Annotated in this window: 17 protein-coding genes; 6 read left to right on the top strand and 11 right to left on the bottom strand. The window is 63.7% G+C overall.

Features of this window, described 5'->3' with window-relative positions:
- Position 1 precedes the first annotated feature (1 nt).
- The 5 genes from hisS to SynA1528_RS01100 are packed head-to-tail and all read right to left on the bottom strand — an operon-like array spanning position 2 to position 7,466.
- Positions 2-1,294 (bottom strand): histidine--tRNA ligase, encoded by a 1,293-nt coding sequence (hisS, locus tag SynA1528_RS01120; protein WP_186587321.1) that lies wholly within the window; start codon positions 1,292-1,294, stop codon positions 2-4.
- A gap of 48 nt (positions 1,295-1,342) precedes the next feature.
- Positions 1,343-2,593: a glycosyltransferase family 4 protein gene (locus tag SynA1528_RS01115; RefSeq protein WP_186587320.1), complete on the bottom strand. Its 1,251-nt coding sequence runs from the start codon at positions 2,591-2,593 to the stop codon at positions 1,343-1,345.
- 6 nt (positions 2,594-2,599) lie between these two features.
- Positions 2,600-3,790, bottom strand: coding sequence for an HlyD family secretion protein (locus tag SynA1528_RS01110; protein ID WP_186587319.1), 1,191 nt, complete (start codon positions 3,788-3,790; stop codon positions 2,600-2,602).
- Between the two features lie 2 nt (positions 3,791-3,792).
- Entirely contained in the window at positions 3,793-6,711 is a 2,919-nt protein-coding gene (locus SynA1528_RS01105; RefSeq protein ID WP_186587318.1) for a type I secretion system permease/ATPase, read from the bottom strand.
- Positions 6,711-7,466: a peptidylprolyl isomerase gene (locus tag SynA1528_RS01100; RefSeq protein WP_186587317.1), complete on the bottom strand. Its 756-nt coding sequence runs from the start codon at positions 7,464-7,466 to the stop codon at positions 6,711-6,713. The genes SynA1528_RS01105 and SynA1528_RS01100 overlap by 1 nt, the downstream gene beginning before the upstream one ends.
- 90 nt (positions 7,467-7,556) lie before the next feature.
- Here SynA1528_RS01100 and galE point away from each other — a divergent pair, with 90 nt between their 5' ends.
- Together galE and selD are read left to right on the top strand one after the other, a co-directional pair.
- Entirely contained in the window at positions 7,557-8,591 is a 1,035-nt protein-coding gene (gene galE / locus SynA1528_RS01095) for a UDP-glucose 4-epimerase GalE (RefSeq protein WP_186587316.1), read from the top strand.
- Entirely contained in the window at positions 8,588-10,612 is a 2,025-nt protein-coding gene (gene selD / locus SynA1528_RS01090) for a selenide, water dikinase SelD (RefSeq protein WP_186588210.1), read from the top strand. The genes galE and selD overlap by 4 nt, the downstream gene beginning before the upstream one ends.
- Here the strand turns inward: selD and SynA1528_RS01085 are convergent.
- Both SynA1528_RS01085 and SynA1528_RS01080 read right to left on the bottom strand, forming a co-directional pair.
- Entirely contained in the window at positions 10,557-11,984 is a 1,428-nt protein-coding gene (locus tag SynA1528_RS01085) for a glycosyltransferase family protein (RefSeq protein WP_186587315.1), read from the bottom strand. The two genes, selD and SynA1528_RS01085, sit on opposite strands and share 56 nt — an antisense overlap.
- Positions 11,981-13,192, bottom strand: a complete 1,212-nt coding sequence (locus SynA1528_RS01080) for a tRNA nucleotidyltransferase/poly(A) polymerase family protein (protein ID WP_186587314.1) — start codon at positions 13,190-13,192, stop codon at positions 11,981-11,983. Before SynA1528_RS01080 ends, SynA1528_RS01085 begins: the two co-directional genes overlap by 4 nt.
- Before the next feature lie 12 nt (positions 13,193-13,204).
- Here SynA1528_RS01080 and SynA1528_RS01075 point away from each other — a divergent pair, with 12 nt between their 5' ends.
- Genes SynA1528_RS01075 through SynA1528_RS01065 form a run of 3 tightly spaced genes read left to right on the top strand, consistent with a single transcriptional unit; the run spans position 13,205 to position 15,616 of the window.
- Entirely contained in the window at positions 13,205-14,224 is a 1,020-nt protein-coding gene (locus SynA1528_RS01075) for a KpsF/GutQ family sugar-phosphate isomerase (RefSeq protein WP_186587313.1), read from the top strand.
- Positions 14,221-14,787: a KdsC family phosphatase gene (locus tag SynA1528_RS01070; RefSeq protein ID WP_186587312.1), complete on the top strand. Its 567-nt coding sequence runs from the start codon at positions 14,221-14,223 to the stop codon at positions 14,785-14,787. The genes SynA1528_RS01075 and SynA1528_RS01070 overlap by 4 nt, the downstream gene beginning before the upstream one ends.
- Positions 14,771-15,616, top strand: a complete 846-nt coding sequence (locus SynA1528_RS01065) for a sulfotransferase domain-containing protein (protein WP_186587311.1) — start codon at positions 14,771-14,773, stop codon at positions 15,614-15,616. Before SynA1528_RS01070 ends, SynA1528_RS01065 begins: the two co-directional genes overlap by 17 nt.
- An 8-nt stretch (positions 15,617-15,624) precedes the next feature.
- Here the strand turns inward: SynA1528_RS01065 and kdsB are convergent, their stop codons facing one another.
- The 4 genes from kdsB to SynA1528_RS01045 form a co-directional block, all read right to left on the bottom strand.
- Positions 15,625-16,404 (bottom strand): 3-deoxy-manno-octulosonate cytidylyltransferase, encoded by a 780-nt coding sequence (kdsB, locus tag SynA1528_RS01060; protein ID WP_186587310.1) that lies wholly within the window; start codon positions 16,402-16,404, stop codon positions 15,625-15,627.
- On the bottom strand, positions 16,404-17,114 hold the full coding sequence (locus SynA1528_RS01055; RefSeq protein ID WP_186587309.1) for a glycosyltransferase: 711 nt from the start codon (positions 17,112-17,114) through the stop codon (positions 16,404-16,406). Before SynA1528_RS01055 ends, kdsB begins: the two co-directional genes overlap by 1 nt.
- Positions 17,115-17,312: 198 nt before the next feature.
- Positions 17,313-17,510, bottom strand: a complete 198-nt coding sequence (locus SynA1528_RS01050) for a hypothetical protein (protein WP_286187850.1) — start codon at positions 17,508-17,510, stop codon at positions 17,313-17,315.
- On the bottom strand, positions 17,503-19,896 hold the full coding sequence (locus SynA1528_RS01045; protein WP_186587308.1) for a UvrD-helicase domain-containing protein: 2,394 nt from the start codon (positions 19,894-19,896) through the stop codon (positions 17,503-17,505). Before SynA1528_RS01045 ends, SynA1528_RS01050 begins: the two co-directional genes overlap by 8 nt.
- A 70-nt stretch (positions 19,897-19,966) precedes the next feature.
- Here SynA1528_RS01045 and kdsA point away from each other — a divergent pair, with 70 nt between their 5' ends.
- The gene (gene kdsA / locus SynA1528_RS01040; protein WP_186587307.1) at positions 19,967-20,818 is read left to right on the top strand and encodes a 3-deoxy-8-phosphooctulonate synthase; all 852 of its coding nucleotides are present in this window, start codon (positions 19,967-19,969) and stop codon (positions 20,816-20,818) included.
- Positions 20,819-20,829 lie beyond the last annotated feature (11 nt).

Here is a 20,829-nt window from a genome sequence, read left to right as displayed (position 1 = left end):
CTCAGGGGTTGCGCAGCGCCTCCACGATCGCGGCAATGTCGTCGACTGCCCAGGACCGTTCTTCACCCTTGTGCTGCAGCGGCTTGAGACGCACCTCAGCGCGGGCTGCTTCATCGTCACCCAGCACCAGAGCCCAGGGGGCACCGCAGCGATCGGCCCGCTTGAACTGCTTGCCGAAGGCGGAACCCGACCCATCCAGCTCCACGGTCAAACCTGCAGCCCGCAGGCCCCGCGCGAGCTTCAGCGCCATGGTCTCCGCCAGTTCGCCGCGATTGACCACATAGGCATCAGGGGCTGGTGCACCCACCAGCTGCGCGGCCACTCCATGCGGATCAGCCTTCGCCGCTGCCTCCAGCACCAGCAACAGCCGCTCCATGCCCAGGGCCCAGCCGATGGCCGGCGTGGCCGCTCCACCCAGTTGAGCGATCAAACCGTCGTATCGCCCACCACCGCAGACGGTGGCCTGCGCCCCCAGTTGATCGCTGGTGATCTCGAAGGCGGTGTGGCCGTAGTAATCCAGCCCCCGCACCAGCCGCGGATTGAGCCGGAAGGGAATGCCCAGGGCCGTGAGCCCCTGCTGCACGTCAGCAAAGCGCTGCCGACTCTCGGGACTGAGGGCATCGCCCAGGGTGGGCGCCTGCTCAAGCAAGGCCTGGGTGTCCTTGTTTTTAGAATCGAGAATGCGCAGGGGATTGGTGGTGAGTCGGGCGCGGGAGTCGTCGTCCAGTTGGTCCAGCCGCTGCTCCAGCCAGCTCACCAGAGCCGCCCGGTAGGCCCTCCGATCCTCCGGCGAACCCAGGCTGTTGATCTCCAGCTCGAGGCCACCCACCCCCAACCGGGCCAACAGATCCCAGGCGAGGGCAATCACCTCAACATCGCTGCGGGCGCTCTCCGCCCCCAGCCACTCCACACCGATCTGATGGAACTGGCGCTGGCGCCCGGCCTGGGGCCGCTCGTAGCGGAACATCGGGCCGGCGTACCAGAACTTCTGGGCGCCCTGGCTCAACAGCCCGTGCTGCAATGTTGCCCTTACAACTGAGGCGGTGCCCTCCGGCCGCAGGGTGCAAGCGCGATCACCGCGGTCTGTGAAGCTGTACATCTCCTTGCCCACCACATCGGTGCCTTCGCCAATGCCACGGCAGAAGAGATCGGTGGTTTCCAGCAACGGCGTGCGGATTTCACCGAAACCGGAGCAGCGGAAATGCTCCCGGGCGACGGCTTCCACGGCCTGCCACCGCTGCAGAGTCTGCGGCAGCAGATCCACCATGCCCCTGAGGCTCTGCAGCTGACTCACGACTCGGGTGCAGGTACAGCGGCTCAGTCTGCCCCCTGATGCCACTGCTCAAGGGTTGATGCTGCCGCTGGCCACCAGATCCATCAGTGCCAGATGTCGCGTCACACAAGCATCAAGGTCGTAGGTGCGTTCCACCGTTCGTCGTGCTGCCTGACCAAAGGCCGTAGCCCTTTCACGGTCCCGAAGCTGCTCAGCCACCGCTGACGCCAGATCCGCCGGGGAAAAGAAATCCACCAGCAACCCGTTCTCGCCATGGCAAATCACCTCCCGTACCGGAGCTGTATCGGACCCCACCACCGCACAACCGCAGGCCATGGCCTCCAGCAGGCTCCAACTCATCACGAAGGGATAGGTGAGGTAAACGTGACAAGCACTGAGCTGCAGAAGAGGAATGAACTGGCTGTAAGGAAGCGTGCCGGTGAAATGCACACGGCTTGGGTCGTATTGCCCCTCTATCTCCGCCAAAAATCGGTCCTTCCATTCACCCTCTGGGCAAGCCGAGCCGTAACTCACACCTTTGCCTTCACCGACGATCACAAGGCGCGCATCCGGTGCTTGGCGCTGGAGGTCGGGAATCGCTCGCAGGAAGGTGTGACATCCGCGATAGGGCTCCAATCGTCGATTCACAAAGGTGACGATCGGTTGGCCTTTCTCCAAAACGGTGCCATCTGGAAGCTTGAGCGAGGCTGGTGCTGGATTGGGAATGGCCTTTCGGGTGTCCACACCGTCGTGGATCACGCTGATCCGGCGCCGCCAATGCTCCGGGAAGCTGCTGGCCTGAAATTGCGTGGGCGAAACGTTCCAGTCCGCCTGTTCCAGAGTCAGGTGCAGATAGGCATTCTTCATGGTTAATTTTGCCTGAGCCTGCCAATTACGTTCGTCCGAAAACTCGGGATCGAAATTGGAATCGAAACCGTGCTCGTTGTAAAAAAACTCCTGGTAACAAAGCAGAGGCGATCCCGGCCAGATCCCCTTGAGAAAAAGTGATTCACCCCAACCGGGATGGGCACAGATCAAATCAGGTGTGAAGCCCTTCGCCTTGAGCTGCTCAGCAGCACGGGCACAGCCCTCAGCACGAATGATCTTGGATTCAGTCTCCATCACTAAGGGATGGCCTCCTGGGGTGTTGCCGCGATCGAGGCCGTAACGGAAATGGTTAAGGCTCTCGGGAATGCCGCGACCACGATCAAGAGCATTGATGCCAAGGGCCACCAGCTGATGCTGCCCCTGCTGAGCGAGCCGCTGAATGATGTGGACGTACTGGCCAGGGAAGTTCTGATGAACGAAAAGGATTCGCATCTGGGCTCAGAGGCGCTGCAGCGATTCAGCCTTGTCCTGAAACTCACCCAGCAGCAGCTGCAGGTATGAGACCTTGCGCAGCTTGATGTTGGCCGTCAGGCTCATGCCCACCTGCAGCGGCAGTGCCGTGCCGCTTTTCAGCTCCAGCGTCTGCTGATCGAGCTTGACGGTGACGGGGAAGCTCAGTTCCTGACGTTGCTCCTGGGGGTCCGGCGGCAGAGCATCAGAACCGATGCGCGTCACCTTCCCTTCCAACACGCCGAAATCCGTTGATGGATAGGAATCGATGCTGATGTCGGCTTTCATGCAGCTCTCCAGATCCTTGGGACATCCGGGTGGCACCGTGACAAAACCGATCTTGTTGCTCGGCACTTCCACCTTGGCTTCCAGGGAGCCGTAAGGAACCACCTTCATCACGGTCTGGGTGGACTGGGCGGTGAAGCCAGCTGATGTGGGCTGAAGATCAAAGATCACCCCATCGACAGGGGATTTCAATTGCTGATAGCGCAGCGTGACCCTTGCTTCCGCCAGGCGGCCCGTCAGATCGGCCAGTTCCGAGTTGAGCTGCGCCACCTGCTGCTCCAGCAGCGCCACTTGCCGGAGGCGGTCTGCCTTGGTCTGCAACAGACGGCCGCGGGTCTCCTCCACGGCGTTCTGCTGGCTGAGGTATTGCAGCTCGGAGGTCGCCCCAGCCTCCTCCAACTCCTCGAATCGTTCGAGGATCTCGGACTGCAGCTCAAGGTTGTTTTCCAACATCTGGACCTCCTCGTTGTTCACTTGGAGGTATCTCTGCTTTTCCTGGTCCTTGAGACGCAGCTGCTCCTGCTTGAGTTTGATGGTTTTCTCAAGGCTGAGACGCTGTTCTTCAGAGGCTTCGGTGTCCAATTTCATCAACACCTGACCAGCCTTCACAGCATCCCCTTCCTTCACCAGGATCTGATCCGCTACGCCACCCACAGGCATCTGGATGTCCTGAACAGAACCGACTGGCTCCAACTGGCCAGGGGCCACGACGATCTCCTCGGTGCGAGCCAGCGCCAGCCAGGCCACGCCAAACACCGTGGTGCCGATCAAGGTCCAGGTGACGGTCTTCATCCAGAAACGACCCTGCTGCAGCACCGATTCGTCGTAGGTGACGAAAACAGAGGAGTCCTGGTTGGAGGCGGCGGTGTTGCGCCTGAACGGATTGAGCTTCATGGTCAGGTGCTCTCCTGCTGGCGGTATAGGGCGTAGTAGCGACCCCGGTGATTCATCAACTCCTCATGGGTGCCGACTTCCACCACGGCGCCCTGGTGCAGCATGACAATCACATCGGCCTGACGGATGGTGGACAGACGATGGGTGATGAAGAACACCGTCTGGTCGTCCAGGTTCTCCAGCAGGTTGTCGCAGACCTTGCGCTCGGTTTCATAGTCGAGGGCGCTGGTGGCTTCGTCCATGACGAGCAACTTGGGATTGCTCAGCAGGGTCCTGGCAATCGCCACCCGCTGACGCTGGCCACCACTCAGGGAAGCGCCGCGTTCGCCCACCGGCGTGCTGTAGCCGCTGGGGAGTTCCATGATGAAATCGTGGGCATTGGCCAACTGAGCCGCCCGAACGATCTCCTCGCTGGAAGCCTCTGGATTCGTCAGGGCGATGTTCTCGCTGACGGTGCCGCTGAACAGCAGCGGATCCTGGGGCACGATGCCGATCTGGCGGCGGAGCGAATACAGCTCCACCTTGGCGATGTCGTAGCCGTCGATCAGGATCCGGCCCTCACCGGGCTCATACAGCCGCGGCAGCAACTTCATCAGAGTGCTCTTGCCGCTGCCGCTCTGGCCGACGATGCCAACGAATGTGCCGGCCTTGATCTCCAGGTTGATGTCCTTCAACACCTCCGGTTGTCCGGGACGGAAGCGGAAGGACAGATCCTCGAACCGCACCTCCCCCTGCAACGGAGGCAGCATCACCTTGGATTTATCCACCTCATCGGATTCCTCAGGGGTGTCAATCACGTCAGCGAGACGCTCAAAGCTCACCCGCAGTTCCTGGATGCTCTGCCAGATCGTCGACAACCGCAGCAGCGGCTGGGTGACATAACCGGAAATGATGCGGAACGCGATCAGCTGGCCCAGGGTCAGATCACCGCTGAGCACCATCGAGGCGCCGATCCAGAGCACCATCAGCTGGGAGATCTTCTGCAGCACCTGGCTGGTCTGGTTCAGAGCCGTGCCGGTGATCGTCTTCTCAAACGTGCGGGCGATGTACTGGGAATAAAACTCCTGCCACCGCCAACGGCTGACCATCTCCACGTTCTGGGCCTTCACCGTCTGGATGCCCGTGAGCACTTCCACGAGATGGCTCTGGGTCTTGGCGTTCTCCTCCGCGGCAGCACGGAACTGACGGCGGAACAGCGGAGCCCCCAGCACCGTGAGTCCGATCTGAATCGGCAGCACGGACAGGGCGATCAGGGTGAGCAGCAAGCTGTAGACCACCATCACCAGGATGTAGATCACCGAGAAGGCGGCATCCAGGATCGTGGTGAGCGCCTGACCCGTGAGGAAATTGCGGATCTTCTCGAGCTCGGCCACCCGGGTGCCGAGCTCACCCACCGGGCGGCGGTCGAAATAACCCAGGGGAAGGCGCAGCAGGTGGTCGATCACTTCGGCGCCGAGGCGCTGATCGATCCGGTTCGTGGTTTCAGCAAACAGGAACGTCTTGAGGCTGCCCAGCACCCCTTCCAGAATCGTCACCACCACCAGGGCGATGCCCAGCACCTGCAGCGTGTCCAGGCTGCGCTGGCTGATCACCTTGTCGATGATCACCTGAATCAGCAGGGGGTTGGCCAGGGTGAACAACTGCACCACGAAACTGGCCGCCAGCACCTGGATCAGCACACCCCGGTAGCGCTTGAGAGCCGGCCAGAACCAACCCGGACCGAACTTCTGATCGGGGGTGGCATTGGATCGCTCCATGAGGAGCAGTTCGATGCCCTCGGGGAAACAATCCGCCAGGTCAGTGGGACCCAACGTGACCATGCCGTGTTTCGGCGAGGCGAGCTTCAGGCCCTGTTCGTTGCTGGCCACCACCAGGGCGAACCCGCCCTGCCAGGGAACCATCGATGGCACCTGCAGGCGGGTGCCCGCCACGGCTGGCACCTTCGCCGCCATGACGTGAAGTCCGAGGCTGGCCGCCAACTGGCCGCAGAGCTGAAGGTTGGGGGTGAGACCGCGACGCAGGTTGTCCTGCAGAACCTTCTCGATTGAATCGCGCCGGAACGGCAGCTTCATCAATTGGGCCAGCATCTGGAAGCAGGCCAGCGTTTCCTGGATCGGGCCTTCAGCGCGGATCAGCCTCAGGCTGTCCACCACGTTGCGCTCTGGGCTGTAGCGACTCACCGGTGGGAGCAGCTCAGCATCCTCAACAGCATTGACGGGTACGAGATCGCCGCCGGGCTCCTGCGCAACGCTGGCCTCGGACGAGCCAGGGACCAGCACAAGCCGTGGACCGAAACGAACCGTCGAGGGGAGATCGGTGACCGCTCGAATGGGCTGGCCAACCGTGGCGTCCCCCCAGCAGCTGGTGAGGTGCAGCCGGCCACCTGTCGCCAACGCCGCATCAATCGCCTCTGCATCAGGGCGGCAGCGTTTGGCAGTCTTAAACATCTGCTCAAGCTGCTCGAGGGCGGAGCTTTCGGTCTCTGCCGTTCCCTCCTCGAGGACCTCCAGCAACGCCAGCAGTTCCTGCGGCCAGAGCTGCTCGTCGCACCAGAGGCGGAACGACTCCTCCTCGCCGTAGAGCTGGGTCCACTCTTCATCGGAAATCGCGCAGGCGATCACTTCGTCCGAGGCGATCACGTTCTCGCAAGCACTGCCGCAGAGCAGGCTGGCGGCACCGATCACACTGCCCGGGCCAAATTTGCCGACGGTGGTAAGGCGGCCGTTATGACGACCCACAAGACGGGCCTGACCCTTGAGCAACACCAGGATCCTGGCCGGGATGTCATCCGGCTCGCACAGCTGCTGACCCAGCTCGAAACGCAGCAACTTGGTGGAGCCTTGCAACCGCGACAAAGCGGCATCGGACAAGTCCTGGAAGGCAGGGTGCTTGAGCAGTGGGAAGGGAGGGGACTGGGTCATCAGGAAATACTGAAGTCGCTGAACTCGCCTTCAAGCCGGCTCAAGGTAGTGGCGGTTTCCTCCTCGATCCAGGCATCAAACATTTCCCGGCACATTCGATCCGACACCTCAGGCGTGAAGGTGGCAGGGGAATAGCGCTCCAGCCGCACCACCAGCCACCAATCAGCGATCCGGAACGGCTCCAGCAGGACGCCAGGTTGGGCCACCCGCAGCTTTTCGACCAGAACGGGATGGGCCTGGGTCATCGACACCGGACCGACGATGCCGTTGGTGTTGCGCTCTGGCCCTTCGGCGTAACGCTTGGCCAGATCGGCGAAGTTGGACTCCCCTGACTCGATCTGGAGGTACAACTCACGGGCCAAGAAGTTGTTGGCCAGTCGCAGGAGGCTGTAGACCACCTGATCCAGTTCGTTTTTGCGCTCGAGGAACCGCGCTTCAGCCTTGGGAGCGAACCGCTCCCTGATGTATTCCTGGCGTCGGATCACCCGCTCAAGCCGATCGATCACTTCCTCATCGGTCCGCCCCAGATCCGCGAGCATCTCCGACCACTGCTCCATGGTCTCGAAGCCCCGCTGATCCAGGAGCTCGAGCTTGGCTTTCTCGAGAGCTTCAGCGGAAACCTCGACACCAGCGATGGCTTCGCTGGTGATCATCTGTTCCACCAGGGGTTTCAGCAGGTTGTACTTCCGTAAAAGAGTTCTGCCGTCGGCACCAATGGCTCGCCTCAGCTCAGGGAGCGTCGTTCCGCCTTCCACGCATCGTTCACTGGTGGCCGAACACTAAGTGCAAACACCTGTTCCGGCTCTGACCTGCTCCACAATCAGGCAACGCGCACCCCACGCCCCATGACATGCAGGATCCTGATCACCGGTGGGGCTGGTTTCATCGGCAGCCATACCGCTCTCGTGCTGTTGGAGCAGGGCCACTCCCTTGTGGTGGTGGACAACTTCGACAACAGCAGCCCGGAAGCCCTGCGACGGGTGAAGGCGTTGGCAGCATCCGATGCCCTTCAGCTTGTGGAGGGGGATCTGCGGGACCCCGATGTGCTGGATCATGCCTTCCGCTGCGATGGGCCAGTGGATGGCGTGATTCATTTCGCCGGTCTCAAGGCGGTGGGGGAATCGGTGGCCGACCCACTGCGCTACTGGGATGTGAACCTCAACGGCAGCCGGGTGCTGGCGGCGGCCATGGAACGGCACGGCTGTCGAACCCTCGTGTTCAGCAGCACCTCCACCGTGTATGGAGAGCCCGAAGAGTTTCCACTCCACGAGGGGATGACCACCGCCCCGGTGCATCCCTACGCCCAGACCAAACTCGCCGTGGAGCAGATGCTTGGAGCGCTTTGCCGCTCCGGGCCCTGGCGGGTGGGTTGCCTGCGCTACTTCAACCCGGTGGGCGCCCACCCCAGCGGCCGCATCGGGGAAGACCCCCTTGGGGTTCCCAACAACCTGTTTCCCTTCATCACCCAGGTGGCAGCGGGACGGCGGGACACACTCCGGGTATTTGGACAGGACTACCCCACGCCGGACGGCACCGGCATCCGCGACTACCTGCATGTGATGGATCTGGCGGAAGCCCATGGCGTCACCCTCAACCACCTGCTCAACCAGGAGTCGCCCACCCAGCTGACCCTGAACATCGGCACGGGCACCGGACTCAGCGTGCTCGATGTGATCCAGGGTTTTGAAACGGCCACGGGCCTCACCATTCCCTACGAGGTGGTCGCCCGCCGGCCCGGTGATGTGCCCAGGCTGCAGGCCTGTCCCCGTCAGGCGGAAGCAGTGCTGGGCTGGAGGGCACGCCGAGGCCTCGAGGAGATGTGCCGCGATGGCTGGGCCTGGCAGCAGGCCAACCCGATGGGCTATCGATCGGCAGCATGAGTGCTGCTGGGCCCCTGCTCCTGGCCGGCGGCGGCCACAGCCATGCGCTGATCCTCAAGCGCTGGGCCATGGATCCAACACGACGACCGGCCCGTCCAGTGGTGCTGATCAACCGCGGCAGCACGGCTCTGTACTCGGGCATGGTTCCTGCCCTGATCGCCGGAATCGACCCGTCCGAGGCGGCGGCCATCGATCTGCGCTCCCTCTGCGATCGGGCCGGTGTGGCCTTCGTGAAAGCTGAGATCACCGGCGTGGATCCCATCCAACGCTGCCTAGCTCTGGCGGAACGCCCTCCCCTCCGGTTCGGTGTGCTCAGCCTGAATGTCGGTGCCATCAGCAGGCCCACTGCAGAGGGGATGGCGATCAAGCCCTTGGAACCGGCCCTGGCCCTCATCGCCTCCGAAGATCCCCACAGCACCATCCCCTTCACCGTGGTCGGTTCTGGAGCCGCGGCCCTGGAAGTGGTGCTGGCGCTAAGGCGCCGCTGGCCCCAACGCCCCTTGCGATTGGAAACCCGTCCGAAGGGGCCAGGCTCCCTGGAACGACGCATCCTGTGGGAGGCCTCGATCGCCTTGGTTACGACCCCTGAAACGGCGGTCGGGCCTCGACTGCTCTGCACCGGCAGTCGCGCTCCCCATTGGCTGGCAGCCAGTGGTCTGCCGGTGGATGACGATGGACGCCTCCGCACTGATGCCCAGCTGCGGGTGGAGGGCTGTGAGCATGTCTTTGCCAGTGGAGACTGCGCCGTGATCGCTGCAGCAGCGCGACCAGCCTCCGGGGTCTGGGCCGTGCGCGCTGCCATCCCGTTGGCACGCAATCTGGAGGCCAGTTGCAACGGTCTGCCCCTACGTCCGTGGCAACCGCAGCGCGTGGCACTGCAACTGATCGGCGACCAGCAGGGGCGGGCCTGGGCACGCAGGGGAACCTGGCAGCTGGGGCCATCCCAGTGGCTTTGGCACTGGAAGCGACGAATCGACAAGCGCTTCATGGCGGGATTCCGCAGCAGCGAGCCGATGTCTCAGGACAAACCGATGGCCTGCCGCGGCTGCGCCGCCAAGCTGCCAGCCCAGCCCCTCGAAGCCGCCCTGGACCAGGCGGGGCTCCGCGGGGCTCCGGAGGATGCAGCACGCATCGAGGCTGATCCGCCGCTGTTGCAGAGCGTCGATGGTTTCCCGGCGCTGGTGAGCGACCCCTGGCTGAACGGTCGCCTCACAACACTCCATGCCTGCTCCGATCTCTGGGCCTGTGGTGCAAAGGTCGAAAGTGCCCAGGCGATCGTGACCCTGCCGGTGCTGGAGACGGCGGAGCAGCAGGAACTGCTGGTGCAGACCCTCTGCGGTTTGCGATCGGTGCTGGAGGAACAGCAGGCACAGCTGATCGGGGGACACACCCTCGAATCCCGTGGTGATCCGCCGCACTGCCCAAGTCTTGGGGTGCAACTGTCCCTCTGCGTCAACGGTCGCAGCCCCTCCCCCTGGGGGAAGGGGGGAATCAGCGCCGGTGATGTGCTGCTGCTGAGCCGTCCCCTCGGCACCGGTGTGCTGTTCGCGGCTGCCATGGCGGATGCCTGCCCCCCCGAAGCCCTGGACACGGTGCTCCAGCAGATGGCCAGCAGTCAGCACCCGTTACTGGATCAACTGGAGCCCCATCGCCAGGCCATACATGCCTGCACGGATGTCACCGGCTTCGGCCTGCTCGGGCATCTGGGGGAAATGCTGGCGAGCAGCGCCCCCCTGCGGATCACCCTTCGGACCCACAGCATTCCGGCCTACCCCGAGGCCTTGGAGCGCTTGGCTCAGGGCCACGCCAGCAGTCTGGCGCCGGCCAACCGCCGAAGCTGGCGCTGGCTGGATGGGCCGATCCAACTGGATCAACCACCGTCCCAGGCGCTGCTGGAATTGCTGGTGGATCCCCAGACCTGCGGCCCCCTGCTGCTGGCCTGCCCGGAGACCACGGGACAGGCCCTCACGGCAGAGGGGCCCTGGATTCAGATCGGCAGCGCAGCAGCCGAGCGTGACTGAAGCCTGCGGATCGATCATCACAGACGTATCCAGCCGCTTCAACCTGTTGCTGCAAGGGCTTGAGCTTGCGGTTCAGCTTCAACGGCGGTCCGCTGCTGGCAAGCCACAGCTCGTCCGGCAGGGGTGAACGCAACAGCCGTTCCCGCAGTTCATCGCGATCCCCCCAGGGCAACTCCGGTGCGTTGATCCGGCCCATGGCTAGCTCCATCTGATCGCTGAGGTTGAGCAGACGGGCCCGGGGGCTGTAGCGCTCCCTCTCGCCACTGGTGCGCTGACTGATCGCGCGGAACTGATCCTGTTCGCGCACCCCACCGGCAGCGGGATCCAGTTCAGCGAATCCCGGCCCCCACCAACTAATCAGCAGCAGCACCAACACCCCAAGGACCAACCTTTGGCCCCAGCGATGGAGCGGTGACGCGGTGAGCACCACCGACAGCAGCGGCAGCACCGACGGCAGCAGCACCACGAAGTAGCGGCTGAAGGCCAGCGGCTTCACAAATGAGACCAGCACCACGGCCATCACCATCACGGCGGAGGGCAACAGCGCACTGCGATCCAGCAAACGGTTCTGCCGCCACCGGAGCTGCTGCATCCCACCCCAGAGCTGCAACCCCCAGACGAGCACCACGACCAACAGCAGCTTGGGCAGGGGCCAGAGCCCCAGGGCCCGGGCCAGGGACTCCTCCAGCAGGGCAAAGTCCGGTGGGCCGATCCAGCTGCCGGAGCGGGAACTGAACAGATAGTCAGCGGAATAAGCCATCCAGCCCAAGGCAGGAATGGCCCCGAGAAGAGCAGCTCCCGCCAGGCGCCAGCGTCTCCGGGCCCCATCCCAGGCCGCTGCCGCCAGCACCAGGAATAGACCGTAGAAATGGGTGAGTCCGGCCAGACCCGCCATCACCCCGTACGGAACAGATCGTTCAGCACGACGCCACCACCAGGCCAGGGCCACCAGCAGCACCAGCAGGGCATAGCTCTTCCCCTCGATGGCAAAGCGCACGGGGTAAGGGCTGCAGAAGGCCAGCAGCAGCGCCAGGGGCAGCACACTCCGCCGGCCATCCGCGAGGGCCACGGCCTGGGCCACCATCACGCCACCCCCAGCCAGATAGGCCAGCCAGGAGAGCAGCCGCAGACTGACGGGGGTCTGGCCCACCAACTGCCCCCAGCTCCAGAGCAGGCCGTAATACAGCGGGGGGTGAGTGTCCTGCCGCAGCATCTCCAGCAGCGCCAGGGGACTGGGCTGAAAGCTTTTTCCAACGCTGTAGAGCTCATCGCTCCACAGGGCTGTGGCATCGATCAACAGGAGAGTCCGCAGGGCGAAGGCCATCGCCACCAGAGCGGCCACGAGCGTCCAGACCTGAGCCGTGCGTCTCATCGGCCCTGATCCAGCAGCACCCCGCGGCGGCGACGCAATTCCTCCCCCAGGGTCGGGCCCGGCTGCCAACCCTCGGCGATCAACTGGCGCGCACTTTGAGGCGACTGAAGATGACGCCAGCGGCCCCACCAACGCAGCAGCGGCCTCCACGCCGCAGGCCGCAACGTCACCATCAACGCGACCGTTTGGGGCGGCCAGCCACCACCTTCAAGCGCCGTTGTCCAGGCATCTGGAGACGACTGGAGGGGGAGTGGATCCGACGCCAACCAGGACTGCAGGGCTGGCAGCCGTTCCAGCCACTGCAGCTGCTGCCCGGGGATCTGCAGGCGGCGCGCCACCGCCCCGGGATCAGATGCGGCCGCCAACAGCGCGCTCATCAGCGGCAGTCCGAGACGTTTCCCCCAGCGCAGACGCCGGGTGCGTTCCGCGTCCCGCTGCAAGCCAGGATCCACAAGAGCCATGGCCTGCCAGGACACCAGCAGATCCAACGCGACGGGCCAGGGTTCATGGTCCAGCAAGCGTTCCAGCTCCATGCGCAGCCTGCTGGCCAGCGCTGGCGGTGCCGCCTGCGGCGCATCCCCCGTCTGCCAGGCCCAGGGCCATGCCGCGACGGTCTCGCCCACCTGCCTGCGGGCTGCGGAACCGAGGTCCATCCCCAGCCGGGCGCCGTAGCGGGCGGCCCGGATCACCCGGGTGGGGTCATCGCTGACGCTGCCGGGGTGCAGAAACTGCAGATGCCCTGCGGCCAGATCACTCTGGCCGTCGTGGGGGTCGATCAACGCGCCGGAGATCAACTCCAGGGCCATGGCATTGATCGTGAAATCGCGGCGCACCAGATCCGCCGCCAACGACCCCGGCTGCACCACCGGGTTGTCCCCAGGTGCCGGGTAGTGCTCCTGCCGCGCCGTGGCCAGATCGAGGGGCACACCATCGAGTTTCAGGGCCACCGTGCCGAACTGGTCGTGATGCTGAACAGCGGTCACCCGTTCCGGGCCGCACTGGTTCAGCAGCACCTCCGCCAGACGGGCGGCGCTGCCCTCCACCACCCAGTCCAGGTCGGGAACACCTTGCCAAGGACGGCCATGGCGTTGGTGAAGCAACAGATCCCTCACCACGCCACCCACAAGGGCCAGCCGTGGCAAGCCTGCTTCGATGGCTGCCGCCTTCAAGGCATCCAGCAGTGCTGACGGCACAGCCGGCAGATCCATTGCTTGGCGTGCATGAGAATGGACCGATCATCACGGATCCTCGCGTTGTCCGCTCTCACCCGCTGTTTGCAGGAGGAATCCTCCGCTATCGCCGCTGCTGCGGAACGGCTCAGTAGCGAACAGGTGGAAGCAGCTTTGGCGCTGCTGGAACGTTGCGCTGATCGCAAAGCCAAGCTGGTGATCACTGGCGTTGGCAAGAGCGGGATCGTGGCCCGAAAGATCGCCGCCACGTTCTCCTCGATTGGCCTGATGGCCCTGTTCCTCAACCCCACCGATGCCCTGCACGGCGACCTCGGGGTGGTTGCACCGGAGGACGTGTGCCTGCTGCTGTCGAACAGCGGAGAAACCACTGAACTGCTGGAGGTGCTGCCTCACCTAAAAAGGCGCGGAACGGGCCGGATCGCCATCGTCGGCAGATCTGACTCCTCCCTGGCCCGTGGCAGCGATGTAGTGCTGGAAGCCGGTGTGGACCGCGAGGTTTGCCCGCTCAACCTGGCTCCCACTGCTAGCACCGCTGTAGCGATGGCCATCGGCGATGCCCTGGCGGCCGTCTGGATGGAACGGCGCGGCATCTCACCAGCGGATTTCGCCCTGAATCACCCGGCCGGCTCCCTCGGAAAACAGCTCACGCTGACAGCAGCCGATCTGATGGTCCCAGTCAGCAAGCTGCATCCAATGCAACCTCAAACCCCTCTGCCCGAGGTGATCGGAGGTCTGACCCGCGATGGTATTGGCAGCGGCTGGGTGGAACACCCGGAGCAACCAGGCTCCCTGGTGGGATTGCTCACCGACGGCGATCTACGCCGAGCACTGCAGGACCACAGTGCCGACAGCTGGAGCGGCCTCACCGCAGCCGATCTGATGACCATCGATCCAATCACCGTGGGCGGTGATGTGCTGGTGGTGAAGGCCCTGGAACAGATGGAACACAATCGCCGCAAACCGATTTCAGTGCTGCCGGTGGTTGGCTCCGACAAGCGGCTGATGGGGCTGTTGCGGCTGCACGATCTCGTACAGGCAGGACTGGCATGACGCTGCCGGGGTGGAACCAGCTGGGCTGGTGGAGACTGCGCCGCCAGCTGAACGATCTACAAATGCTGGTGCTGGATGTGGACGGTGTGCTCACCGATGGCGGACTCTGGTTTGATGCCGATGGCCAATTGATCAAGCGCTTCGACGTGCGGGATGGTCTGGGCATCCGCCTGCTCCAGCAGGCGGGGGTGCAGATCGCCTTTCTCAGCGGCGGTCGTGGCGGCGCCACTGAAGTGCGGGCCCGCCAACTGGGGATCGAGCACTGCCTGGTGGGCATCAAGGACAAACCCGCTGCCCTGCAAACCCTCCAGCAGCAGCTGCAAGTCACCGTCTCGCAGACCGTCTTCGTCGGCGACGATCTCAACGACCTGGCCGTGCGCCCTGTGGTCGGACTGCTGTTCGCCCCGGCCGATGCCTGCCGACCGGTGCGGCGCGGCGCTGACCTGGTGCTCTCCTGCCGCGGCGGCCATGGGGCCGTGCGGGAGCTGGCGGAACGGATCCTTCAGGCCCGCGATGGCTGGCGCAGCTTGAGCCGGAGGGGTTGGCGTGATCGCAACGACTGACGGACCTGGCGTCTTCCTGCTGGGGCTGGGTGCCCAGAAGGCCGGAACGTCCTGGCTGCACGCTCAGCTGAATCAACGCCGCGACGCTGATTTCGGCTTCCTGAAGGAGTACCACATTCATGACGCGCTCACCCTGCCGGCCGCAGGCTTCAGCGGCCGGAGCCGCCGCTCGTTGTTGAAGCCCCGCACCTGGCGTCGCCAGCGTTTTCTGGACCGACCGGAGCGCTACTACGCCTACTTCGCGAGCCTGCTGCGGCGACCAGGCATCCAGCTCACCGGGGACATCACGCCCTCCTACTGCGGGCTCAGCGCCGCCACCCTGCGTGCCATTGACCATGGCTTGCATGCCCATGGCATTCCGCTGCGACCGGTGTTCCTGATGCGAGACCCGATCGAACGCATCGTGTCAAGTGTGCGCATGAAGCGGCGCAAGCAGGGGCTTCAGGACAGTGCGGGAGAAATCCAGACCCTGCAGGACCTCTGCCGCGAGCGTCCCGAACGGATCACGTTGCGCAGCGACTACGGCCACACCCTCACGGCTCTTAAGGAGAGCTTCGGCCTGAAGCACTGCTTCATCGCCACCTACGAGCAGCTGTTTCATCGGGACTGCTGGGCTGATCTCTGCCGGTTCCTCGGTGTTCCGTACAGAGAACCGCAATGGGATCAACAGGTGAACGTGAGCCGCAACGACACGGAGCTGCCGGAGGAGCTTCTCCACCAGTTGGGGCGATGGCAGGCCCCGACCCTGGCGGCGGTGCAGCAACATTTCCCTGAACTTGACCTGCATCAGCTCTGGCCCACTGCCAGCCGTTGGTGCCGGGAGAACTGAGTCAGGACTCAGACCATGGAGCGCGCCTGTTCCAACTGCTCCGCCGTATCCACCGACAGAGAGGTTCCAGCCACGGGGAAGGTGGCGATGGTGTGACCAGCCTCGATCAGGCGCAACTGCTCCAGCCGCTCCAGATCCTCCAGGGGTGAAGGGGGCAGCTGATCCCACGCCGCCAGCACATCCCCCAGGAAGCCGTACATCCCCACATGCCCCCAGTAGTTGGTGTGGCGGTGCCAATCCGCAGGATCGACATCACGCACGTGGGGAATGGCAGACCGGGAGAAGTAAAGAGCCCGCCCGTCATGGGCCAACAGGGTCTTCACCACATTGGGATTGTGAACCGTCTCCGGTTTCAAGCGATACACCGGCGTCACTACCGCTGGAACGGGATCCAGCCGCTTGAACTCGGCCACCATCGCGTCGATGACCGATGGATCGATGAATGGCTGATCTCCCTGCACGTTGATCACGGCGGTCTGCTCGGCCACTGCCGGGCTCTCCCCCCAGGCCAGCGCCATCAGCTCCTGAGCCACCGACGCGATGCGCTCACTGCCGGAACTGCAGGAAGCGGCGGTCATCAGCACCGGGAAGCCCCAGCCTTCCGCCATCTCCTGCAGCTCCGTGCTGTCGGTGCAGAGCACCACCGCCTGCACTGCGGTCGCTTCACGACACCGCTCGAGCACCCTCTGGATCATCGGCTTGCCACCGATATCCGCCAGCACCTTGTTCGGCAGCCGGGAGGACTGCAAACGGGCCGGAACCGCCACCACCGCATGTTGAATCGCCATCAGTCCCAGAGTTTCATTGCGTCATCGCGGGCGCTGAACCACTCCGCCGCCAACGGTCCACCCATCGTGCGCTGTTCCCGGAACCAGGGCCCCCCAAGAGTCCAGTGCAGCATCGGCGACGCATCCAGAGGCTCCGGTGGTGCCTGCACATCCACCAGATGATTCCAACCGCCCTGGATGGCACCGATCTCGTGGTCACCCTCCAGCCAGTGGAAACGATGCAGTTCCAGACCACTGGCGCTGTTGACGTAATCAACAGTGAGCTTTGAGCAGCGGCTGCAGTTGAGCAGCATCAGCGAACTCCAGTTCTTCTTGGGGTAGGCGCTCTGCACCTCACCCAGGAACTTCACCGTCTCACCCGGCACATGCTCGTGCTGCACACACATGGCGCCATAGGCATCGTCCCGCTGGTCCCAAAGCTGCTTGATGTCCCCCCGACAGAGCATGTCGCAGTCCATGAACAGGGCCCAGCCCTGGTATCCCATCAGATGGGGCACGAGAAAGCGGGTGAAGGAAAACGCGGTGCTCTGCTTTGGATCCCGCTCACGCTGGTAAAGACCCTGTGCTTCCAACTGAGGTGTAACCAGCGGAGTGATCGCCAGCGGCACACTGCTGTGCTGATACAAGCTGTCGATGAGCACATTGGTGGCGGCCCGTTCCCTTGGGTCGTAGCCGATGAAAATCGGAATCGGCGCAGGAACGGTCGACACGTGCGTTAGGTGATTGGTGTGGAGGCTAGACGCAGGGCCACGTGTCACCAAGCAACCCATTGCCGTACACCAGGCGACGGTTCGGTTGGGCCACGGAGGGGGTCAACTGACGATGTGGCTGCTGGAGTTCAGCCCGGCTGCAGCATCGTCTGATCGAAATCAACCTCAAGCCATGAGCAGAGCTGCCTCAGGATTTGCTCAGGAGCCAGGGCCAACTCCTCGTAGCCAAGCCGGAACAACGCACAGCCGAAATGGTTCGAGCGTTGCTCCCAGCGGCGATTGATGCGCCACCTCACCTAGGCCCACCACCTGGGGATGGGCCCCCAACGCCAGATCAAGGATGGTGCTGCCGCTGTGACCGAGGCCCCGAATCAACAGCAGTCCTGGCTCAGCCATCAGCGGCAATCGGTTCGATCGGCGCCAGCCGCGGATCAAGGATCTTCGGCCCCATGCCGGCGAACTTCACGGCAATCGACACCTTCTCGCCACTGCCGAAGGTATGGGTGATCTCCCCCACACCGAAGCTGGCATGCATCACCTGGTCACCCACCTGCCAGCTCCGACCGGGGCCTTGTCCTGCCTGACGGCGACGCACGGCATTGGCCGGAGCCGTTGAGGGCTTCTCACGATCCACCCGGGTGAGTCGGTCGAGGCGCCGCTCCCGCCGCAGCGCTGCTCCACCGCTTTGGGGGATGTCACCCTGAATCAGGGCTTCTGGCAATTCCGACAGGAACACCGACGGCACCGCCGCTTCGCGCATGCCACCCCACAGGCGCCGTTCACTCGCATGGGAAATGAACAGGCGCTCCTTGGCGCGGGTGATGCCGACATAACAGAGACGACGCTCCTCCTCCAGGGACGCCGGATCATCCAGGGAGCGATAACTGGGGAACAGTCCCTGCTCCAGACCCACCAGGCAGACCACAGGGAACTCCAGGCCCTTGCTGCTGTGCAGCGTCATCAAGGTGATACGGTCCGCCGCAGTGTCCTTGCTGTCGGCATCACTGGAGAGTGCTGCGCTGGCCAGGAACCCCTCGAGGTCTCCCTCCTCGTTCTCCTCCTGGTACTGAAGGGCGGCATTCACCAGTTCCTGCAGGTTGCGGCGCCGTTCCTCCGCTTCATCGGTGCCATCGGCGATCAATTCGCTCACATAACCGCTCTTCTCCATCACCTGCTGAATCAGCTCCGACGGGGCGACATCGCGACTGCGGGCCTGGAGATCATTCACCAGATCACAGAACTGCAGCAGGCCCTTGGCGGAACGGCCGCCCAGGGAACGCACCGCTTCAGGGTCACTCACCACATCCCACAAGGGGATCCCCAATTGATTGGCGGCGTCGGTGAGCCGTTGAATCGTGGTCTTGCCGATGCCGCGCTTGGGCACGTTGATCACCCGCAGCAGACTGACGGTGTCAGCTGGATTCACCAGCAGCCGCAGATAGGCCAGCAAGTCTTTAATCTCCCGCCGGTCGTAGAAGCGCAGACCGCCGACAACGACGTAAGGGATGCCCCAGCGCACCAGCGATTCCTCAATGGAGCGGGACTGAGCATTGGTGCGATAGAGCACCGTCATATCCCCCCAGCTGAGCTCGGGGTTGGCCGCTTCCATCGTGCGCAACCGATGCACCACCGCCTCGGCCTCAGCGATTTCGTCATCACAGCGGGTCAGGGAAATCAATTCCCCTTCACCACGGGTGGGCCGGAGCACCTTGTCGATCCGCTCACTGTTGTTAGCGATCAGGGCATTGGCCGCCTCCAGGATCGTGGCGGTGGAGCGGTAGTTCTCCTCCAGCTTCACCATCGTGCGAGTGGCATCATCCGGCGCTTGATCGCCGAAGTCCTCCTGGAAACCCATGAGGATCGTGAAGTCGGCGGCGCGGAAGCTGTAAATGCTCTGGTCGGCATCTCCCACCACAAAAACCGAGCGTCCACTCCAGTCGTTGTAAGTCTGCGGGTCCTTGCCATCGGTGACCAGCAGCTTGATCAAGTCGTACTGGGTGCGGTTGGTGTCCTGATATTCATCCACCAACACGTGGGCAAAGCGGCGGTGCCAGTAGCTGCGGACCTGCTCGTTCTGCTGCAGCAACTGCACCGGCAGCAGCAACAGATCATCGAAGTCGAGGGCGTTGTTCGCGGCGAGAGCCTTGCGATACCGCCGGTAGACATCGGCTGTGAGCTTGCCCCGCTGCCCTTCAGCGTTGGCCTCCAGCTGATCGGGCAACCAGCCCTGGTTCTTGGCATTGCTGATGGCCCAACGTGTCTTCTTCGGCTCAAATCGCTTTGGATCGAGCTGCAGCTCCTGGGTGACGATCTCCTTCACCAGGCTCTGGGCGTCAGCTTCGTCGTAGATCGAGAACTGCTTGGTCCAGGTGAGGCCTTCGGCGTCCTTGAACTTGTCGATGTCGTAGCGCAGCATCCGCGCAAACAAGGCGTGGAAGGTGCCGATCCACAGCTCCTTGCTGACCTCGCGGTAGATGCGTGACCGCAGCTGCCGTTGATCCACCGGCGGCAGGGTGCTCCAGGGCTGGCCGTACTGGCTTTGCGCCAGCTTCTGGGCCAGCAGCAGCTCCAGCCGCTCCTTCATCTCGCGGGCAGCCTTGTTCGTGAAGGTCACCGCCAGGATCTGGGCCGGATCCGCACCGTGCTCGCCGATCAGATGAGCAATCCGATGGGTGAGGGCACGGGTCTTGCCGCTGCCGGCGCCGGCCACCACCAGCAGGGGCCCTTCGTGGTGATCCACCGCCCTGCGCTGGGCGTCGTTAAGGCCGGCCAGAAAGCTCATGGCTGGAGGCTATCGCTCATATCTCCACAAAACTGAGCCGGTAAGCTCCGCCTGGCAGCAGCGGTTGATGATGACAGCACGTCGAATCCAGCTCGGCGACATCACCTTCGCCAATGACCGCCCCTTTGCGCTCCTCGGCGGCGTGAATGTGCTCGAGGATCTGGACTTCGCCCTGCGCTGCGCGGGCCACTACAAGCAGGTCTGTGAACGCCTGGGCATCCCGCTGGTGTTCAAGGCGTCCTACGACAAGGCCAACCGCTCATCGATTCACTCCTTCCGCGGCCCTGGCCTGAAGGACGGCCTGGGCATCCTCCAAGCGGTCAAGGACACCCACGGCATCCCGGTGATCACGGATGTCCACAGCCCTGAAGAGGCCGCTGCTGCCGCCAAGGTGGCCGACATCATTCAGCTGCCTGCCTTCCTCGCCCGCCAGACCGATCTGGTTCGCGCCATCGCGGAAACCGGGGCGGTGATCAACATCAAGAAGCCGCAGTTCCTCAGCCCGGAACAGATGCGCAACATCGTCGATAAGTTCCGCGAATGCGGCAACGAGCAGCTGCTGATCTGCGAACGCGGCACCAACTTCGGTTACGACAACCTGGTGGTGGACATGCTCGGCTTCGGGGTGATGAAGCGCACCTGTGATGAGTTGCCGCTGATCTTTGATGTGACCCATGCTCTCCAGTGCCGCGACCCGGGTGGTGCCGCCTCCGGTGGCCGGCGCTCCCAGGTGGTGGATCTGGCCAAATCCGGTATGGCCGTCGGCTTGGCCGGTCTGTTCCTCGAAGCCCATCCGGACCCGAACCAGGCCCGCTGCGACGGACCGAGCGCACTACCGCTGGATCAGCTGGAACCGTTCCTGAGCCAGGTCAAAGCCATTGACGATCTGGTGAAAGGAATGCCACCTCTGCAGATCAACTAATGCAGTTTTTC

It is taken from the genome of Synechococcus sp. A15-28 (assembly GCF_014280175.1).
GTDB lineage: Bacteria > Cyanobacteriota > Cyanobacteriia > PCC-6307 > Cyanobiaceae > Parasynechococcus.
The sequence above is the reverse complement of the archived record's forward strand: the minus strand, read 5'-3'. Positions and strand labels throughout refer to the sequence as shown.

Coding starts and splice junctions, on each gene's coding strand:
- SynA1528_RS01115 (WP_186587320.1), bottom strand. CDS start 2,593: ATGCGAATCCTTTTCGTTCATCAGAACTTCCCTGGCCAGTACGTCCAC.
- SynA1528_RS01110 (WP_186587319.1), bottom strand. CDS start 3,790: ATGAAGCTCAATCCGTTCAGGCGCAACACCGCCGCCTCCAACCAGGAC.
- SynA1528_RS01105 (WP_186587318.1), bottom strand. CDS start 6,711: ATGACCCAGTCCCCTCCCTTCCCACTGCTCAAGCACCCTGCCTTCCAG.
- galE (WP_186587316.1), top strand. CDS start 7,557: ATGACATGCAGGATCCTGATCACCGGTGGGGCTGGTTTCATCGGCAGC.
- selD (WP_186588210.1), top strand. CDS start 8,588: ATGAGTGCTGCTGGGCCCCTGCTCCTGGCCGGCGGCGGCCACAGCCAT.
- SynA1528_RS01085 (WP_186587315.1), bottom strand. CDS start 11,984: ATGAGACGCACGGCTCAGGTCTGGACGCTCGTGGCCGCTCTGGTGGCG.
- SynA1528_RS01080 (WP_186587314.1), bottom strand. CDS start 13,192: ATGGATCTGCCGGCTGTGCCGTCAGCACTGCTGGATGCCTTGAAGGCG.
- SynA1528_RS01075 (WP_186587313.1), top strand. CDS start 13,205: ATGAGAATGGACCGATCATCACGGATCCTCGCGTTGTCCGCTCTCACC.
- SynA1528_RS01070 (WP_186587312.1), top strand. CDS start 14,221: ATGACGCTGCCGGGGTGGAACCAGCTGGGCTGGTGGAGACTGCGCCGC.
- kdsB (WP_186587310.1), bottom strand. CDS start 16,404: ATGGCGATTCAACATGCGGTGGTGGCGGTTCCGGCCCGTTTGCAGTCC.
- SynA1528_RS01050 (WP_286187850.1), bottom strand. CDS start 17,510: ATGGCTGAGCCAGGACTGCTGTTGATTCGGGGCCTCGGTCACAGCGGC.
- SynA1528_RS01045 (WP_186587308.1), bottom strand. CDS start 19,896: ATGAGCTTTCTGGCCGGCCTTAACGACGCCCAGCGCAGGGCGGTGGAT.
- kdsA (WP_186587307.1), top strand. CDS start 19,967: ATGACAGCACGTCGAATCCAGCTCGGCGACATCACCTTCGCCAATGAC.